This window comes from Anaerolineae bacterium (genome assembly GCA_013178165.1).
Taxonomy (GTDB): Bacteria; Chloroflexota; Anaerolineae; order Aggregatilineales; family Ch27; genus Ch27.
Map to the genome: position 1 here is coordinate 190775 of JABLXG010000005.1, position 13933 is coordinate 204707.

Consider the following 13933-nt stretch of genomic DNA (forward strand, 5'->3'; position numbering starts at 1 on the left):
GTACTGACTGGTGGTCTGGCTCCACAACAGGCGCAGAGCGCGATTGCTGCCACGCCCCTGCGTTGCTTTGTCACGTGGTGATGGTTTCTGAATCGTCCCTGGGGATAGGCACGCCGCGGCACGCCAGCAGGCCGGATCAGCCCGTCCCGCGCATCACCGGCAAGTATAACAGGTGTCCGGCGGCGAGGGTAGCGTTCAGCGCTGCGGCTACTGCCGCCAGATCGGGCACCTGAAGCAGATGCGCCGGGCAGGTGCAATCTGACGCGCCAAAACCCGCTGCAGGTAATTGTACGCCGGGCAGGGCGCGCAGCGCTGCCGCCCAGACGCATTCCAGCCGTTCCGGCGCGGCAACCGCCCAGACGCCCGCTACCGGCGCGGCGCAGGTCAGAGCGTCGATGTGCCAGTGGCGGGTTTTGTCCCGGCGCAGATGGCGGCTTACCCGCGCCCGCAGCCCGCCGGGGCCGTGCGCGCTGCCGGTATAGACGTACCAGCCCCTCCCCAGCGCCACCGTTCCCAGCCGTCCCGGGCGGATGGTTAGCGGCGCATTGACGTGGATCAGCAGGGCATAGGTCCCCGGCACGGCGGGCAGCGCGGCAACTGGCGAATCGCTCATAGCGCATCCTCCACAGGGTAAGTGTGCGCCCTGACGCCGGGCGGGTCAAGCGCTCGCCGGCTGACAGGCCAGGACGGCCAGCAGTCAGGTGGCCGGGAAACCAGGGGGCCAGGAGGTCGACAGTCTGCCAGCGCCAGGCACATGATACAGGGTCGAGCGTGTCGCGTTCCCCATCCTCCAGCGCCTCTCCACGGGTAGACGTTCTTCCTGGACTCCCGATCACCCGATCTTCCGGCCTCTTCTCCGCAACGCCGGCTGTGGAAAGTCGGCCTATAATAGAACTATCAAGACCGTTCAGAGAGGGGGGAGAAACCGCCATGCGTCGCCGGCTGGTATTTGTTGTGCTGTTTGCCTTTTTGCTGGCTGCCGCCCGGCCCATCCTGGCCCAGGGCAGTGGTGAGACCTGTCCGGCGCTGGTCGACGCTGCGCTGGACGCCCTGGATCAGGTGTGCAGCCGCCTGGGGCGGGATACCGCCTGTTACGGCCACCGCCAGGTGGAAGCCACTTTCCGGGAGCCGGGCCAGCTCCCGACATTCGCCAGTCCGGCGGACACCGTCCCGCTGGGGACACTGCGAGCCATCGCCACCTCCCCGCTGGATAGCGCCCGCGAGCAATGGGGCCTGGCCGTGTTGCACGCCCAGGCTGACGTGCCGGAGAGCCTGCCCGGCCAGGCGATCACTTTTCTACTGATGGGCGAGGCCGCACTGGAAAACGAGACTCCACCAGAGGCTGGCCCGCGCCCGATGCAGGCCTTTTACTTCAGCGCCAGTCTGAGCGAACCGCCCTGCCGCCAGGCCCCTAATGCCCTGATCATCCACAACTCCACCGGCATCGAAGCCACCCTGACGATCAACGGCCTGGAGTTTTCGCTGGCTTCGACCGTCGTTTTTACCCTCAGCGCCGTGCCCGATCAGCCGGACGCGACCGCCCTGGTGGTGATGCTGGTGGAAGGGACTTTCACCGCCCACCATCCGGCCTTCACCATCCCGCTGACCCAGCCCGGCGACGCCCTGGCACTTGCTCTGAACGCGCAGGGACGGGTGGACGCCAGCTCGCAACCGGTCGATCCCGGCCCGAATCCGGCGCTGGCGGCCATCCTCGGCGGCGCGTGCGAAGACTGGATCGCCGCTCATCTGTGGACGGCTGCGCCGCGCCGCGATGCCTGTACCCACCCGCCGGTCTTCCACCTGCCACCCGACTTTGCCAGCGCGACCGCCTATGAGATCGGTGGATTCGGTTCCCGCTGCCGGGAGATGAACCGTATCCGACCCGGCGAATCGGTCGTCTTCCAGAAGGGCGTAGGGCGCTGGGAATCGCCGGAGGCCCTGCGGGCTGCGCTGGCCGGGCACTACGCCACGATCACCCTCGACGGCCAGCCGTTGCCGGTGTACTACGAAGGGCCGACCTGGCATGTTGGCGGCGGGCCGCCCGGCTACGGCGATCGCGCCCGCGCCAACTGGATCGCCACGGCAGGCCAGCACACCCTCACCTCCACCTGGTCGATCACCGGCGAGACCAATACCTGCACGTTCACCGTCTCGCCCTGAGGGGCAGCCGCCAGGTCGGTCTGCGCCCGCGGGGAATGATGTGACGCCATAGCGCTTATCAGGAGGAAGAGAGATGAATTGTCGAATCGCACTCTGTGCCGCGCTGGCGCTGGCTTTCCTCGTGGCCGGCGTGACAGTCACGGCCCAGGGCGCCGATCCTGTAGCTTGCCCGGCGCTGGCAGCGCAGGCGCTACAACTGGCCAGCGATTCCTGCGCCGGGCTGGGGCGGGACACCGCCTGCTACGGGCACTCGCTGGTGAACGCCACCTTTCGCGAGGGGCAGACGGGGTTGGTCTTCGCGGCCCCGGCGGACCGGGTGGCCCTGGCCGACCTGCGCGCCCTGACTACCGCCCCGCTCGATCGACAGGCCCAGATCTGGGGGGTGGCCCTGCTGCATGTTCAGGCCGATCTGCCGGAGACCCTGCCCGGTCAGGCGGTGATGCTCCTGCTGATGGGTGACGCGACACTGGAAGACGCTGCAGCGCCGGGCGCTGCCCCTCTGCAGGCCCTTTACCTTAGAACCGGCCTGGGCGTGCCGGAATGCGCCGAAACCCCCAACGCTCTGGTGATCCAGAGTCCGGCGGGTACGCCGGTGACCATGACCATCAACGACCTGGCGGTGCAGCTCAGTTCAACCGCCATCTTCACCCTGGCCGAAGCGCCGACCGAAGATGGCGCGGCGGAGGTGATGGTGATCACTCTGCTGGAAGGCCACCTGAACACTGCCGTCGCCGCCGGTTCGGTTGCCCTGGAACAGCCGGATGCTGCCGAGCCGATCGCCCTGCCGGCCATCGCTGTCACGCTCAACGACCGGGGGCGGGTGGATGAGACCTCGACGCTGGTCGCTCCGCCGGTAGCGGCGGTGGCAGCGACGGTGACCAATGCCTGCCTCGATGCGAGCCTGGCCGGGATCGAGGCTCTGAGCGCCGCCGGCTGCGCCGCCCCCCTGGCACCCTATACTCCGCCGCTGCCGGAGGCCGCCGGAGAGGTCGCCATCACCGCCGAGGCGCCCGCCGAAGACACTGCCCCCACCGAGCGCCTCTTTGACGTGGGTACCTGCGAAGCCGGGCGGGACCGGGTGGAGGGCATCCACTCCGGCGATAGGGTCACCATCATGCAGGGTTGCCGCTGGCCAACCGAGGCTGAAGCGCTGGCGTCAGCCGCCGCCGCAAACGGGTACATCATCATCGATGGCGTCTCCGCGCCTGTCCAGCACGGGTGGATCCGCTGGCTGGAGGCAGAACCGGCGTATGACATCCCGGCTGGGTGGGAAGTTTCCGTGAGAACGGTGTGGACGGCCACTGCTGGCGGTCATACCGCCATCGGCAATATGCCGCCCTGTGGCCCACACGCCTGTGTCTTCACTGTGTCGGACGAATAGCCCCGGCAACCTGACTCGTCTGTGGCAGGGCCGGGGAGGAGAAAGCCCATGAAAAGGGTCCTCGTGATCGCGATTCTGACTCTGGCGGCCCTGACCGGCCCGGCCAGCGGCCAGGGCACGGAAGTCTGCCCGGCGCTGGTGACCGACGCGCTGCAATCGCTGGACACAGTCTGCGCCGGGCTGGAACGGGACGCCGCCTGTTACGGCTACAACCGTGTGGATGCCATCTTCTGGAGGCCGCAGGTCGAGGCGCGCTTCAGCCGGCCTTCCGACCGTGCCGCCCTGCTTGACCTGCAGACGATCGCTACCGCGCCGCTGGACCTGGCCAGCAATCAATGGGGGCTGGTCCTGCTTAATCTGCAGGCTGACGTGCCAGAGACCCTGCCCGGCCAGGCCGTGACCTTCCTGCTGATGGGCGATGTCACGCTGCAAAACGCCGTCCCGCCGGAGCAGGCCGCCGGGACTGTAGCGCCGGTCAGCGGCGTGACGACCACCGCCTCCAACATCCGCAGCCGCCCGACTACCGCCGCCAACATCCTGACCAGCGTCCCCACCGGGACACCGCTCACCATCACCGGCGTCAGCGAGGGACACGACTGGTACGAGTTGCTGCTGGAGAATGGCGGGCGCGGCTGGATCTTCGGGCAGCTGGTGCGCGTCAGCGATACCGCCGCTCTCAGCCGCCTGCCCGTAGGCAGCGGCCCGCGTTACGGCCCGATGCAGGCCTTCTACTTCACCACCGGCTTTGGCGGCCCGGTCTGCGCTGAAGCCCCCAATGCCCTGATCATCCAGAGCACGGAACTGGCCGAAGTGCGCCTGAACGTCAACGCGCTGGAAATCCGGCTCGGCTCGACGATCGCCCTGACGACTGCTCCGACCGGTAACGGCGCGGGCGGGGCGCTGGTGATCGCCCTGCTGGATGGCCGCCTGCAGACGCGCGTTGGCGGCTACCCGGTGACGCTGACCCGCCCCGGCCAGGCGATCGCTGTCTCGCTCAACGCGGCAGGGCTGGTTGACACAGGCTCGCGGCTGCTCCGCCTGCGCGATCCGGCTGTGGGGGAGCAGATCGCGGCAGCCGCCCGCTTTGCTGCCCGATCATCGCTGTTCGGCAGGCCGATCGTGCCGCCCGCCAGCCTGCCGACGCTGGCCTACTATATCCCGCCGCCCCCGCCAACGCCGGTCCCGGCCACGCCAACGCCGGTCGGGCCGACCATCAACTTCGTCGCTGACCGGACGACGATCAACCTGGGCGAGTGCCTCACCCTGAGCTGGGCGGTGGAGAACGTGCAGGAGGTTTACTACCAGGGCCAGGGCGTGACCGGGCAGGGTTCCCGCCAGGAATGCCCGCCTTACAACATGACCTACACGCTGACCGTCGTCTTGCGGAATGGCGAACGGGTTAGCCGCTCGATCCCGATCACCGTGCTGGGCGGCTACTTCATCTCCTTCACGGCAGATCGCACCAACATCAAGCTGGGCGAGTGCGTGACGCTGACCTGGGCAACCGAGGGCGTGCGCGAGGTCTACTACCAGGACCGCGGCGTGGTCGGCAACGGGTCACAGCAGGAGTGTCCATCCGTCTACCCGCCGGCGGATGTGACATATACGTTGCGCGTCGTCCTGCAGAACGGGGAAAGCACTACCCGGACGGTGACCATCCGGGTGAACTGAAGCGCTACGGGGCTACGCCGTCCTCACTTCACCCGCCGCCAGAGGGCGGCGGCCCCGGTATGGCCGAAGATATCTACACTCGGCTCATCGCCGACATAGCGCACCAGATCGGGGAAGCGGGCCAGCGCCCGCGCCAGGCGAGCATGAGCGATCATGAAGGGATGATCGCTATCGGCGTACTGGGCCAGCGCCCGAATGTACAGCCCCTGATGCTGGTAGGCCAGGCGCAGGATGAATTCGTGGGAGTTAAAGCGGGGCGGCATCTGGGCGATCAGGGCCGGGTATAGCTGCTCCAGCGCGGCGTAGGGGTCGCTCTCGCTCATGGGGGGCCTCCGGCTTGCGTACGCGGCCAGTTTGCACCTCAGTATAAGCGCGGCGCTGGCCGGGGGCAACCATGCCCGATCTCCTCAGCCCAGCGGCTCCAGGAAGTTGCCGTCAATGCGTTTGCGCCCGGCGCGGTCGAACTGTACATCAACCTCCTCGGCGTCGTGGTAGCGTCTGGCGGCGATCACCACCCCCTCGCCGAAGTGCGGGTTGATCACCCGCATGCCGGGCTGAAAGCGCGGCGGGGGCGGGGCGTTCCGGGCGGCGTGCGGGCGCGGCAGGTCATCCATCCAGGCCGTCATCCGGGCGAAGCTATCCTGCGCGGCCCGCGAGGTCCCCGCCAGCGGCGCGCCTTCCAGCAACGCCGGAGGCACATCCTGCAGGAAACGGCTGGGCAGGCTTGGCTCTGAATCGCCGAAGCGCGTCCGGCGGAAGGCGTAAGAGAGGTACAGGCGGTCTTTGGCCCGCGTGATGCCCACATACATCAGGCGGCGCTCCTCCGCCAGGGCGTCCGGATCGCCCTCGGCGTCAGCCTCCAGGCTGCGCAGGTGCGGCAACGTGCCTTCCTCCAGCCCGCACAGGAAGACCACCGGGAACTCCAGCCCTTTGGCGCTGTGCAGGGTCAGCAGGGCGGGCGCATCGACGTTGTCATCGCGCACGTCCACATCGCTGACCAGGGCAACCTGGGTGAGGAACTCGGCCAGGTCAGCGTGCTCGTAATCGGCGGCGCTTTCCCGCAGGGAAAGCACGTTCTCCCAGCGATCTTCACCTTCATGGGAGCCATCGCGCAGGTAGGCGGCCAGGCCGGTATCGTCGATCACGGCGTCCAGGATGGGCAGCGGCGGGCGACCGGCGGCGGCCAGCGCCTGCCAGTGGGCCAGCAGCCCGGCGAAGGCTTCCAGAGCGCGGCGGGAGCGCGGGCTGAAGGGCGCATCTGCGCCTTCCAGCAGAGCCAGCAACGCGCGCCCCGGCGAGAGGCCGACCGATTCCGCCCAGGCGCGTAGCTCGCCCAGTGTTCGCTCCCCGATGCCGCGGGTAGGCACATTGATGATCCGCTCCAGGCTGACGCCATCATCGGGGTTGTGGATCAGGCGCAGGTAGGCCAGCAGGTCGCGGATTTCGCGCCGATCGTAGAAGCGCGTCGCGCCGATCAGGCGGTAGGGCACCCCGGCCCGGCGGAAGGCTTCCTCCAGGGGGCGGGACTGGGCATTGGTGCGGTACATGATCGCACACTCGCCGGGGTTATAGCGGCCTTCCTCATTCAGGCGCAGGATGGTGTTGAGGATGTGCCGGGCTTCGTCATCTTCGTCGTAAGCTTCGTAGAGCGCGATCCGCTCCCCCTTGCCGCGTGCGGTGAAGAGCCGTTTGGGTGTGCGGTTGGTGTTGACGTTGATCACGGCGGTGGCGGCGTCCAGGATCGTCTGTGTTGAGCGGTAGTTCTGCTCCAGCAGGATCACCCGCGCGTCGGGGAAGTCCTTCTGGAAGCGCTGCACGTTGCGGTAATCTGCGCCGCGGAAAGCGTAGATGCTCTGGTCGGGGTCCCCGACGGCAAAGAGGTTGTTTTGCGGCGCGGCCAGGGCATGGATCAGCTTGTACTGGGCGTAGTTGGTGTCCTGGAATTCATCGACCAGCACATGCTCATAGCGGCGCTGATACTTGGCGGCCACGTCCGCGTACTGCTGGAACAGCAGGACGGTCTGCATCAGCAGATCGTCAAAGTCCATGGCGTTGCTGCCCAGCAGAATCTCCTGATAGGCAAAGTAAACGCGGCTGACGATCTCGGCAAAGTAGCTATCCACCCGGTCGGCGAAGACCTCCGGCGTCAGCAGTTCATTCTTGGCGGCAGAGATGCCATCCAGCAGGCTGCGCGGGGTGAAGCGCTTGATGTCGATGTTGAGCTGGGTGGCGGCCTGCTTGACGGCGGTGAGCTGGTCGCGCGTGTCAAAGATCACGTAGTCTCTGGTATAGGGGGTGTTTTCCGCCTCGACGCGCAGGATGCGCGCGCACAGGGCATGAAACGTGCCCAGCGAAAGCCCGCTCAGCTCCTGCCCGCCGAGCATCCGCTCGACACGCTGCTGCATCTCCCGCGCGGCTTTGTTGGTGAAGGTCACGGCCATGATCCGGTAGGGGGTAACACCCATTTCCTGTACCAGGTAGGCGACGCGATGAGTCAGGACGCGCGTCTTGCCGCTGCCCGGCCCGGCCAGGATCAGGTGCGGGCCTGTCCCGGCGGAGACGGCATCGCGCTGCTGGGGATTAAGGCCCTCCAGAAGGGGCGATTCAGGCATGGCTCTGGCCTTCCTGCTGATGGCTCGTTTGTTCGATGGCAGGAAGGTATTGTAGCTGATTTTGGGCGGGGGGTGTAGGGCGGCGCTCTGAGCCTGCGGAGGCGCCAGCGGTCCACCTACCTCGTGCTGGCGCCCCCGTTTTCTGTTCAGCGGTCAGCGGAGGCGGCCAGCGCCGCCGCCCGGCGACGCATCTCCGCCCGCAGCGCGGTGATATCCCGCGGAGCGATAATCACGGCGATCGCCAGGAACACCGCGCAGAACGCCCAGGCAATCACACAGATGGTCAGGATGGCGTTCCCCAGCGTGGATTGCTCAGCCATCGCTCCGGCCATCAGCGGGGCCAGCGCCGCGCCGCCATTCTCGATGAAATACTGCACAGCCAGCGCCGTGCTGCGCACCTCCGGCACAGTGATGTCGTAAACGGTCGAGATCACATTGGGCGACGAGAACGGGATCAGCAGGGCGGTCAGGCATAGCAGAGCCAGGAACAGCCCTTTCTGTTCCAGCGGCACCTGTAGAGTCAGGTAAAGCATAATCGCGCCGCTGACCACGCCAAACAGGCAGACCAGCAGCCGCCCGCGCTGTGTCCGCCGGAACAGCCAGTCGCCGAGCGCGCCGCCGATGAAGTAGCCAGAAGCCAGCACCAGCACGGCGATGGCCATGGTCGGCAGCACTTCGTCCGGGGTGTAGCCGCGTTCCGTCTCCAGGTAGTTGAAGAACCAGAAGGAGATCACCGTCCAGGGGAAGACGCCGAAGAATCCCTGCAAAAACAGCGGGATCAACGTCCGGCGGCGGAACAGCCCGCGGGCGGTCTTCCAGTCGAAGCGGTAGACACCGATCTCGGCCAGTTCGGCCAGTTCTGGCTCAGCCCGGCCACGCGGCACTTCCCGGATGAACAGGGCGATCAGCGCGGCAATGATCAGCCCGACTGTCCCGGTGATGATGAACACATTGCGCCAGCCGATGATCGGGCCGAGCACCAGGGCCAGCACCAGCCCGACCATATAGCCCATCGGCTGGGCGAGTTGCAGAATGCCGTAAATCTTGCCGCGCACACGCGGGCCGAAGTAATCGGCGATCAGGCTGTACAGGCCGGGATAGCTGGAATCGTCAATGCCGGTGGAGGCGCGGGCCGCCAGGAACAGCGGGTAAGTCGGGGCAATCGCCCCCAGCCAGGTGGTCACCCCCCAGATGGCCGAGGCCAGGGCCAGCAGTTTGGCCCGCGCATAGCGATCGTACAGGTAGCCCCATAGCGGGTACAGGGCCGCGGCCACGATCATCGCGCCGGTGCCGACCGCGCCCATCGCCGTGCGGTCGATCCCGAAGGTTTCCATGATCTGGGTGGTCAGCGGGCCGATCAGCAGCTTGTCAGACTGGTGGAGAAGCATGAAGGCGAAGAAGATGACGACGACAACCCACCGACGACGGAAATACGTGGCCATGGTGTTGTCCTTTGACAGAAGGCAGAGATACATCCCGGCCAGGATTCAGGCCAGCGAGGGCCAGCCGCCGCGCTGCCCGCCGCGGCCAGCGCCGGGATCAAAAAAGGAGCCGGTCTGCCCCCTGCAGGCCGACTCCCGCCGATTGGCGGACTACCCCTTGGCCTCAGGCACCTTGAGGGCATCCCAGGTCGCCTTGTTGACAAACTTGGTCAGGTTACGGCCATCGCTGGTCTTGCCGCGGATACCATAACGCACGCTGCCACCCTTGGTCGTGAAAGTGACTTTAACGATGTCCTTCTCGTCAACCATGACCTTCTTCTTCAGTTTGACGTCAAAGAATTCGATTGAAGCCATTGTATTGAACTCCTTGTGAACAGGTACACCAATGTTTGGAGCGGTAGTATTCCCGCGTGATCATTGTACCGCATTCTTGCGGGACGCAATACTCGCTTCACAGCCGGCCATCATGATCGGGCAATCGGGCGCGGCGGCCCGCCCCGGCGAGTGCCGCGCCCCGAAAGCCCCGCCAGATCCAATCAAGAAGCTGTACCGAGCACGGCAGCGTCTTCCGCCTGGGCCACACGCCGCCCTTCCTCCACATTCACCCGGGTCAGCAGGAAGCCGCTGATGATGAACAGGGCGATCAGACTCAGGATGGCGGGACGGCTGCTATCGAAGATGGCCACTGCCGCCGCGAACAGCAGCGGGCCGATGATGGCTGAGAACTTCTCCATCACGCCATACAGGCCGAAGAACTCGCCGCTCTTGGCCGCCGGGGACATGCTGGCGTACAGGCTGCGGCTGAGGGCCTGGCTACCGCCCTGGACGATAGCTACCATCCAGGCCAGGAACCAGTACTCGATGGTGGAATCGAGTACAAAACCCCAGATGGCGATCACGCTGTAGATCAACAGGGCCAGCAACACACTGCGTTTGGTATCCAGCGCCTCCGCCAGGCGGGTGAACAGCGGACGTCCCAGCAGTGCTGCAAAGATGATGCCCACGACCTGCACGCCCAGCAGCAGCCCGATGATCAGCCCCAGGTTGCTGCGGCGGGCCGGCGGCAGCACCTCGACGCCAACCAGCGCCAGGCGCGTACCGCTGCTGGCAGGGTTAGCCTCAGCGCGGTTGACCAGTGTCAGGGTATGCTCGCCCGGCTCAGGGGCGCTGAATTTCTTGCTGACATTGTAGCGCACGGTAGCCTGGTAAGTATCCAGAACCACCGGCTCGCCAGCCTTATCCCGTAGAGGCTCGCCATCGAGCAGGACATCTGCTTTACCGCCGTCCGGCCCGGTGTTGTAGGTCAGGACCACATTCTGGCCGTTGAAGGTCAGCATGAAGCTTGCGCCGGGTTCGGTCGTCATGGCGTAGGGCACATCCGCGGCGGCATCGATAGCGGCAGCGGGGATGGCGGCCGTCTCCCAGGCGCCCTGGCGGACGATGGCCGGAGCATCCCAGGCGTACTGCCCCTGCCCGACCGCTGTCTCTGTGGCTGCGTAGGGGGCGGGCGGCGCGCCGCTCAGGTCAACCGGCAGCGCCGGGCGGGCGATGATGCCCACCAGCGGCAAAACGATCAGGTTGAACAGGATGAAAGCCAGGAATTGCGGGCGGCGCTTTTCCCCGGACCGCGGCAGACGCCCGAAGATCAGGCTGAAGGGGATGCCGACGAACTGTACCAGCAACAGGGCCAGTAGCAACTCGGTCGTGCCAAAGCCCAGTTCTGCGCCGTAGATCACGGCGACGCCGATGATGGTGCCGATGCCATCGTTATAGATGAAGAAGGCCACCAGCAACTTGAACAGCTCGCTGTATTGCCGCACCTGGCGGAAGGTGGTCGCCAGGCGACGGAAACTGACGCCGATCACGGTCTCGCCGGGCTTGAGCCGGGCGGTGGCCGCCGGTGGCTCCGGCACCGCACGTAGCAACGGGATGGTGAATACAGCCCACCAGAGCGCCACGCTGAGGAACGACAGGCGAATCCCGGCGTAATCGAACCAGCTATCGGGAATGAGCTGAATCATGGCGATATTGATCGCCAGCAGTAGCCCGCCGCCCAGGTACCCCATCGCATAACCACGGGTAGAGACCTCATCCTGGTCTTCCTCACGGGCGACATGGGGCAGCAGTGAATCGTAGAAGACATTGGCGGCGGTGAACCCGACGCGCCCCAGCACAAACAGCACCGAAGCCAGCAGCCAGTCGCCGGTGCTGACCAGCACCAGCAGGCCGGTGGCGACAATACCCAGCCCGGCGAAGATCGACAGCAGCGGCTTTTTGTTGCGCCGGATATCGGAGATCGTACCCAGAATCGGGGAAAGCAGCGCGCCGATCAACAACGAGATGCTCAGACCGACGCTCCAGTAAGCGGTGGCGGTAGCCTCGCTGGGCAGGGTAGCCCCGGCGACATTGCTGTAGTAGGCGGGCAGGACCGCCGCCAGGATGGTGGTGGCAAAGGCGGAGTTGCCCCAGTCGTACATCGTCCAGGCCCAGATGCGGCGCCTGTAGGTGCGTTCATCCAGTGGTGCGGCTGCGGCGCTCAAAGCGGCTGTGGTCATAGGCGGGCTTCTTTCTTCTACCGGCACGGCCGGGCAGAGGGAGAAGACGCAGGCATTCTTGCGGCTGATTGTAGTGCCGCCGCCGGGGAACGCAACCGGGAGGCAGAAGGTAAGAGCCAGGATAGGAGAACGGGAGGACGCCTACTACCTGCTCCCTGCTCCCTGTCCCCTGCTTCTGTTACGTGCCGCGGCGCGACACGATCGCAGGCCGTCTTTGTCCCCAGCCGTTGCCCTCTCTCTGCGCAGGCGGTATAGTCCCCCGCGCTGAGCGACTGGAGGCGCATAACGAATGGTTGGCGATTGGCTGCTGCCCACCCTGGCGATCCTGCCTGTGATGATCGGCGTCTTGCTGGTGGTGGGCGTCCCCTGGGCACTGGTTGTCCTGCCTCGTCAGGACTGGGCCGATCGGGTCATGGTCGGGACGTTTGGCCTGGCGCTGGGCGCGATGGGCCTGACCACCGCCATGTTCCTGCTGGGCACTTTCGGGACGATCACGCTGGTTGGGATTCTGCTCAGCGGCGCAGCGCTGGCGCTGACCGGCGCGGCGGCCTTCTGGCGGGCACGGCGGGAGCCGCCCCCGACGGAGAGCGGCGGGCCGGACATCCCGCTGGCGAACTGGGAACGGCTGATCCTGGCCGGTCTGATCGTTGCCCTGATCCTGCGGGTGATTCGCGTAGCCTACTGGCCTTTCGCCGCCTATGACGCTCTGTGGGTCTACGGCTATAACGCCCGCGTTTTCACCCTCAGCGGCCAGATTCCGGCCAGCATGGACTACTACCCGCAATTGCTGTCGTTGCTCTATACCTTTGGGCAGCTGCTCTGGGGCGGGATCAACGATCACGCCGCCCGCGCCGCCATCCCGATCATGGCGCTGGGCAGCCTGGGCGCGGCATACCTGCTGGGGGCGCGGCTGGCCGATCGCCGCGCCGGGCTGTTGACCGCCATCCTGTGGGCATGCTTTCCGCCTCATGTCGACTGGTCGCGCTTTGGCGATCTGGAAGTCCCCCTGACGTGCTATTTCACGCTGGCGGCGCTATTCACGCTGCTGGCCTGGCGGGCGGAAGGCGGGCGGGCCTGGCGCTACGCCGCTGCCGCCGGGCTGATGCTGGCCGGCGGCATGTGGACCAAGCCCACCGCCGGGGCGCTGGTATGGGGCTTCGGGCTGCTATGGCTGCTAGACACCGCCCGCAGCCGGCTGGACCGCGCCCGGCTATGGCGGAACTTCCGCCTGATCGCCGTCGCCGGAGTTTTCAGCGCACCGATCGGGGGGATGTGGTACATCCGCAACTTGCTGCTGGGCCACCCGGCGCTAATTTTCCCCCCGGCCTACTGGCTGACCCAGGCCCAGCGCAGCGGCCGGCAGCTCACCCTGCCGCTGATCGGCCTGGCTCTACTGGCAGCGATCCTGCTGCTGGGCCGGGAAGGGCCGCGCGCCAGCAGGCGGCTGCTGATCCCCGGTCTGCTCTTGATGATCGGCGGCGCCCTGCCTTCCGCCGGGCTGGGGGGGATGCCAACACACCGCCTGACGCTCGCGGAGGTCAGCGTGCTACTGGCGGGGCTGGCGCTCTACACGGCGGGTGTGGTCCGCTGGTGGCGGGAGGGGGGCAGCGCGCTGGCCGATCGGCCTGCGCTGGCGCAGGCAGCCGAAACGCTGGCGTTGCTGCTGCCCTACTGGGTGACCTGGTTCTGGTCGTATTCGTACCATCCGCGCCTGGCCTTTGCCATCACCGTGCTGCAACTGTTCCTGCTTGCGCGGCTGCTGCTGGCGCTGGCGGCGCGGCTGGAAAGGCGACTGGCTCCAGCGCGGGGGCGGGCGCTGGCGAGCGCGGCCCTGCTGGCGCTGATCGTGCCCGGCTTGGTCGGGACGATGAGCGATGTCGTGCCCTACTGGATCGAAGGCAGACTTCAGACTGACGACGATAAGCAACTGGCCTCTAACTATGCCCTGATGCGGACGGTCAACCTGCTGCGGCAGGAGATTGCCGCCAGCGAGCGCCCGGTCAAGATCGTGGCTCCTGGCAATCTACGGCTGCCCTTCTTTTTCCCCGATCTGCCGGTGATCACCGATCCGGTCAGCGACCCTGCATATCCTGGATGATGGTGTCACCCACT

The 13933-nt window shown here is 66.5% G+C and carries 10 protein-coding genes; 4 read left to right on the forward strand and 6 right to left on the reverse strand.

Annotation, left to right across the window (positions count from 1 at the left end; all coding sequences use genetic code 11):
• Positions 1-136 precede the first annotated feature (136 nt).
• The gene (locus tag HPY64_06180) at positions 137-613 is read right to left on the reverse strand and encodes a GIY-YIG nuclease family protein (GenBank protein ID NPV66715.1); all 477 of its coding nucleotides are present in this window, start codon (positions 611-613) and stop codon (positions 137-139) included.
• A 317-nt stretch (positions 614-930) separates the two neighbouring features.
• On the opposite strand from HPY64_06180, the gene HPY64_06185 reads away from it, so the two are divergent.
• The 3 genes from HPY64_06185 (at position 931) to HPY64_06195 (ending at position 5212) form a co-directional block, all read left to right on the forward strand.
• A complete protein-coding gene (locus HPY64_06185) occupies positions 931-2160 on the forward strand; it encodes a hypothetical protein (GenBank protein NPV66716.1) in 1230 nt (409 codons plus the stop codon).
• A gap of 73 nt (positions 2161-2233) precedes the next feature.
• On the forward strand, positions 2234-3541 hold the full coding sequence (locus tag HPY64_06190) for a hypothetical protein (GenBank protein NPV66717.1): 1308 nt from the start codon (positions 2234-2236) through the stop codon (positions 3539-3541).
• A 48-nt stretch (positions 3542-3589) separates the two neighbouring features.
• Complete coding sequence (locus HPY64_06195; GenBank protein ID NPV66718.1) at positions 3590-5212, forward strand: SH3 domain-containing protein; 1623 nt, start codon at positions 3590-3592, stop codon at positions 5210-5212.
• Positions 5213-5235: 23 nt separating this feature from the next.
• Here HPY64_06195 and HPY64_06200 read toward each other — a convergent pair whose 3' ends face one another.
• The 5 genes from HPY64_06200 to HPY64_06220 all read right to left on the reverse strand — a co-directional run bounded on the left by HPY64_06200 (position 5236) and on the right by HPY64_06220 (position 11821).
• Positions 5236-5535, reverse strand: a complete 300-nt coding sequence (locus HPY64_06200) for a hypothetical protein (protein NPV66719.1) — start codon at positions 5533-5535, stop codon at positions 5236-5238.
• 84 nt (positions 5536-5619) lie between these two features.
• Positions 5620-7824 carry a UvrD-helicase domain-containing protein gene (locus HPY64_06205; protein NPV66720.1) on the reverse strand — a complete coding sequence of 735 codons (2205 nt, stop codon included), beginning with the start codon at positions 7822-7824 and terminating at the stop codon, positions 5620-5622.
• A 146-nt stretch (positions 7825-7970) separates the two neighbouring features.
• Positions 7971-9266 carry an MFS transporter gene (locus tag HPY64_06210; GenBank protein ID NPV66721.1) on the reverse strand — a complete coding sequence of 432 codons (1296 nt, stop codon included), beginning with the start codon at positions 9264-9266 and terminating at the stop codon, positions 7971-7973.
• 150 nt (positions 9267-9416) lie between these two features.
• Positions 9417-9620, reverse strand: coding sequence for a hypothetical protein (locus HPY64_06215; protein NPV66722.1), 204 nt, complete (start codon positions 9618-9620; stop codon positions 9417-9419).
• 182 nt (positions 9621-9802) lie between these two features.
• A complete protein-coding gene (locus HPY64_06220) occupies positions 9803-11821 on the reverse strand; it encodes a hypothetical protein (GenBank protein NPV66723.1) in 2019 nt (672 codons plus the stop codon).
• Between the two features lie 289 nt (positions 11822-12110).
• Here HPY64_06220 and HPY64_06225 point away from each other — a divergent pair, with 289 nt between their 5' ends.
• Positions 12111-13919: a hypothetical protein gene (locus HPY64_06225; protein ID NPV66724.1), complete on the forward strand. Its 1809-nt coding sequence runs from the start codon at positions 12111-12113 to the stop codon at positions 13917-13919.
• Positions 13920-13933 lie beyond the last annotated feature (14 nt).

Bases quoted from the DNA above. Each gene is read 5' to 3' on its own strand.
- HPY64_06180 (NPV66715.1), bottom strand. From the start codon at position 613: ATGAGCGATTCGCCAGTTGCCGCGCTGCCCGCCGTGCCGGGGACCTAT.
- HPY64_06185 (NPV66716.1), top strand. From the start codon at position 931: ATGCGTCGCCGGCTGGTATTTGTTGTGCTGTTTGCCTTTTTGCTGGCT.
- HPY64_06190 (NPV66717.1), top strand. From the start codon at position 2,234: ATGAATTGTCGAATCGCACTCTGTGCCGCGCTGGCGCTGGCTTTCCTC.
- HPY64_06195 (NPV66718.1), top strand. From the start codon at position 3,590: ATGAAAAGGGTCCTCGTGATCGCGATTCTGACTCTGGCGGCCCTGACC.
- HPY64_06200 (NPV66719.1), bottom strand. From the start codon at position 5,535: ATGAGCGAGAGCGACCCCTACGCCGCGCTGGAGCAGCTATACCCGGCC.
- HPY64_06205 (NPV66720.1), bottom strand. From the start codon at position 7,824: ATGCCTGAATCGCCCCTTCTGGAGGGCCTTAATCCCCAGCAGCGCGAT.
- HPY64_06210 (NPV66721.1), bottom strand. From the start codon at position 9,266: ATGGCCACGTATTTCCGTCGTCGGTGGGTTGTCGTCGTCATCTTCTTC.
- HPY64_06215 (NPV66722.1), bottom strand. From the start codon at position 9,620: ATGGCTTCAATCGAATTCTTTGACGTCAAACTGAAGAAGAAGGTCATG.
- HPY64_06220 (NPV66723.1), bottom strand. From the start codon at position 11,821: ATGACCACAGCCGCTTTGAGCGCCGCAGCCGCACCACTGGATGAACGC.
- HPY64_06225 (NPV66724.1), top strand. From the start codon at position 12,111: ATGGTTGGCGATTGGCTGCTGCCCACCCTGGCGATCCTGCCTGTGATG.